Source organism: Pedobacter sp. ASV28 (genome assembly GCF_016428855.1).
Lineage (GTDB): Bacteria > Bacteroidota > Bacteroidia > Sphingobacteriales > Sphingobacteriaceae > Pedobacter.
The window spans coordinates 1-4,321 of record NZ_JAELTN010000118.1 but is presented as its reverse complement, the minus strand read 5'-3'; the positions used below and the strand labels follow the sequence as shown (position 1 = coordinate 4,321).

The 4,321-nt window shown below is 40.6% G+C and carries 3 protein-coding genes; all 3 read left to right on the top strand.

Annotated elements, in window-relative coordinates:
* Positions 1-1,768: T9SS type A sorting domain-containing protein (locus JHD79_RS22340; protein ID WP_233164843.1), on the top strand; the 1,768-nt coding region annotated here is incomplete at its 5' end.
* Positions 1,769-2,177: 409 nt separating this feature from the next.
* Entirely contained in the window at positions 2,178-4,037 is a 1,860-nt protein-coding gene (gene hscA / locus JHD79_RS22335; RefSeq protein ID WP_199121576.1) for a Fe-S protein assembly chaperone HscA, read from the top strand.
* A 91-nt stretch (positions 4,038-4,128) separates the two neighbouring features.
* Positions 4,129-4,321, top strand: a 193-nt coding sequence (locus JHD79_RS22330) for a LysE family transporter (RefSeq protein WP_199121575.1), incomplete at its 3' end; no start/stop codon positions are given.

Here is a 4,321-nt window from a genome sequence, read left to right as displayed (position 1 = left end):
TCCAGTAGACAATGATTTTGATATTGTTGGAAATACCAGAATTAGGAACAATACCGTGGATCTGGGAGCTTACGAATATCAAATAGGAAATATCATTCCCAATATTGTTCCTTCTGCAATGCAAATAGTTTTTGTTAGAAGCGGCGGTAATGGATTAAAGAATGGCAATAGCTGGGCAAATGCGGTGGGCGAACTTGCCGATGTGCTTCTTGCGGCAAAAAACAATGCGAACATCAAAGAAATCTGGGTAGCCGCTGGTACCTATAAACCGAAATACAGTCCAGCAGATAACAATTTTGGCACTAATTTAGGTAGGGACAATTCTTTCCTTTTAGTAAATAATGTAAAAATATACGGTGGTTTCGCAGCTACCGGAACACCAATATTCGCCGATAGAAATCCGAAACAAAATGTTACCCTGCTAAGTGGCGACATTAATGGTAACAATGCCCCAAATAGCACAGATAACTATCATGTGCTGATGTCTGTAAGCAATGATCAAACAGCATTGTTAGATGGCTTTACGGTAAGTTATGGCTTTGCTGTTGGCTCTGGTGGACTAACGGTAAATAGTTTTTCCATTCCGAGAGAAGACGGGGGAGGTATCATACTATACGCATCCAGTCCTATAATTAGCAATTGCTCTTTTATCCGCAATATCGCCAGCACCCATGGCGGGGCGATCAGCAACTTAAGTTCATCCCCTACCATCGCCAACAGTATCTTTAAGAACAACGAAAGCCAGTCTGGCGGTGCCATTTATAATTACCGATCCTCATCGCCCAAAATTTACAATACCCTCTTTGTAAGTAATGTTGGCAACTATGGTTCCGAAATCCAAAATTATGATGGTGGCCCCGCCAATTCAGCCAATCCCTTGTTTTACAATTGTACATTTTACAGCACCACTTTGGGAGCAAAAATCTATAACGATGGTACAAATGCTAAACCCAAGTTTACCAATTGTATTTTATGGGGTGGCGATGCTCAAATTCAAAATGACAATGCTGCCAGTACTGATGTTAACTATTCTATCGTAGCAGGTGGCCATGCTGGAACAAACAACATTAACAGCGATCCATTATTCACCAATGTTGCATCTGATGACTTTACCTTAACTACCCATAGCCCTGCCATTGATGCGGGCGACCCTTCTGCTACCCTATTAGACATTGGCAGTAAAGATCTTAATGGCAACGACAGATTTCAAGGAAGTGCTATAGATATTGGCGCCTTTGAAACCAACACCGTTTTACCAATTGAGCTAATTAGTTTCAATGCGGTAAAGGAAATGAAAACGGTAAGGTTAAGTTTTACCACAAATTTTGATGCAGATAATGCAAAATTTGTGATTTCCCGTTCAACAAATGGGAAAAATTTTGAGGTACTTACCACCATATTACCAAATACATTGAACACTTACACTTATATAGACCAAAAGCCAGCTAATGGCAACAACTATTTTCTTCTGCAACACATAGATGTTCATGGTAAAATTTACAACCTGGGCATAAAACACCTTGTATTTGAAAGTGTATCAGCAACAGCATATCCTAATCCAACAGCAAAGAGCATCTCTGTAAGTTTTATGGCTGGGATATACCAATTGGCCCAATTAATAGATCTTAATGGCAAGATATTGAGAAATAAGATTCTTTTAAAGAATGACACCTTAACAGATTTCGATCTAAGTGAATATCCTTCATCCATGTTCTTCATCAGATTAAAGGGTTTTCAGGACAAGACTTTTACCATCTTAAAAAAATAAGAAACTGCTAAAAACGGAAAAAAGATTTAACAGTATCGGCAGGGACTGCTTCGTTCCTCGCATGCGATAGCTATCGGAAGACATTCCTATTTTCGTCTTTGCGAAGGTTTATTCCGATTTAACGGAGAGGGACGACGAAGCAATGTATAGACATATAGTTATTAACTATAATTAAGTTTTTTCTCTCATTGAAATTTAAACTGTTTTTAACACTATTTTTCACCCTAACCCCTTCAAACACGAGGTTTGAAGGGGCTTTGTTGCAATACTTTTACAACGTTCATACATTCCAACTTTACCATCTTATAACCAATCTCTTTCAACACGCAACTTCGGCCTTCAGACATTCGACCTTCAACTTTACAACATTCCAACAATTTTAAACCTCAAAGTGTGTAACTTTGTCCCTATGGCAAAAATATCCATCAACTTAGCTACAGGTTCACTGCAACAAGAAGAAATCATAGTAGGTATAGACCTGGGCACCACCAATAGCTTAGTGGCCTTTATCAATCCCGATAAAAATCCGCAGGTGATCAATGACACCGGCAAAGGCGTTTTGGTTCCTTCAGTAGTGCATTTCAATGAACAGGGCGATGCCGAGGTGGGCAATGAAGCAAAAGCCTATCTCACTACCGATCCGACCAATACCATCTTTTCGGTAAAAAGGTTATTGGGCCGTTCGTATAAGGATGTTGCTGCGCACAGCGATATTTTCAGCTATAAGATTATTGATGATGATAGTGATGCTTTGGTAAAGATCAAAGCAGGTGATAAATTCTATACCCCTATTGAACTTTCTGCAGAAATACTAAAAGAACTCAAAGCTAGAGCGGAGCATGCGCTAAAAACACCCGTAAACAGGGCTGTAATTACCGTTCCAGCCTATTTTAACGATAGCCAACGACAGGCCACCCGCGACGCGGGCAAACTGGCGGGCTTGGATGTGTTACGAATTGTAAACGAACCTACGGCCGCAAGCTTGGCCTATGGACTTGGCCTCGATCCGACCCAACAAAAAACCATTGCGGTTTATGATCTGGGTGGCGGTACCTTTGATGTATCTATCCTCCAAATACAAAATGGCATATTCGAAGTGCTCAGCACCAATGGAAATACCTTTTTGGGCGGTGATGATTTTGACCGGGCAATCTTTAATTATTGGATAGAGAAAAATCAACTTGATCCTAAAGCACTTGTTCAAGACAACAAACTTACCCAAACGCTACGTTTACAGGCCGAAGCCGCAAAAAAAGCACTGACTACGCAAAACCTATACAATGAAAAATTAGGTGATATATGGTGCACCCTAGATAAACAGACCTTTGAAAGTTTAATTGCAGGGAAAGTACAGGAAACCATTAATTCTTGTCAGCAGGCGCTTAACGATGCGGGTTTAACCATAGCTGATATTGACGAAGTGGTTCTAGTGGGTGGTTCGACCCGTACACCTTACGTAAAGCAAGCTGTAAGTAATTTTTTCAACAAACAGGCCCACGACAATATCAACCCCGATGAAGTAGTGGCCTTGGGTGCTGCCATACAGGCCGATATTTTGGCCGGCAATCGCTCTGATATTTTACTGTTGGATGTTACCCCCTTATCCTTGGGTATAGAGACCATGGGCGGACTAATGGATGTGATCATAGCTCGAAACAGTAAAGTACCAACAAAGGCAGGTCGCCAATACACTACTTCTATTGATGGGCAGGTAAACATGAAAATCTCTGTTTACCAAGGTGAACGCGACCTGGTCAAAGAAAACAGAAAACTGGCCGAATTTGATCTTAAAGGTATTCCTGCTATGCCTGCTGGCCTACCCAAGGTGGACATCAACTTTTTACTAAATGCCGATGGTATCCTTACCGTACAGGCTATAGAACTTCGATCCGGTGTTAAACAGGAAATAGAAGTTAAACCTAGCTATGGCCTGAGCGATGAAACTGTAGAAAAAATGCTCATCGATAGCATTACCCATGCCCAAAGTGATGTAGAACAACGCATGTTGATAGAAGCCAGAAGCGAGGGCGAGCAATTGGTATACACTGCGGAACGCTTTATAAAGAAGAACAATAATATTCTTACTACTGAAGAAATAAGCTCAACAATACAACACATCGAAGCCCTGAAGACCGCACTTGCAAAAGGTGAGAAAGATACCATACTGAAAAAAGCAGATGAACTGAATGAATTTACGCGTCCTTTTGCGGAAAGATTAATGGATATGGCTGTAGGTCAGGCCATGAAGGGCAAAAGGGTAGACGAATAATTAATGGGCAATTCTTCATCTCCATATTTTTTACCTGGCCCATAAGGTGATTAAAGTAATTTGATAATATACATTCATTAAGTTAAAAAACATGATCCCATTGTATAACATGTTAATTTTCGCCTTGGCCGCATTAGTACTTGTAATCAGCCCAGGACCAAACATGATCTACCTAATTTCCCGTTCTATTACTCAAGGGAAAAAAGCTGGAATAATTTCACTAACGGGGGTAATTTTCGGCTTTCTGTTCCATATCATCATGGTTACTTTCGGACTTACCGCAG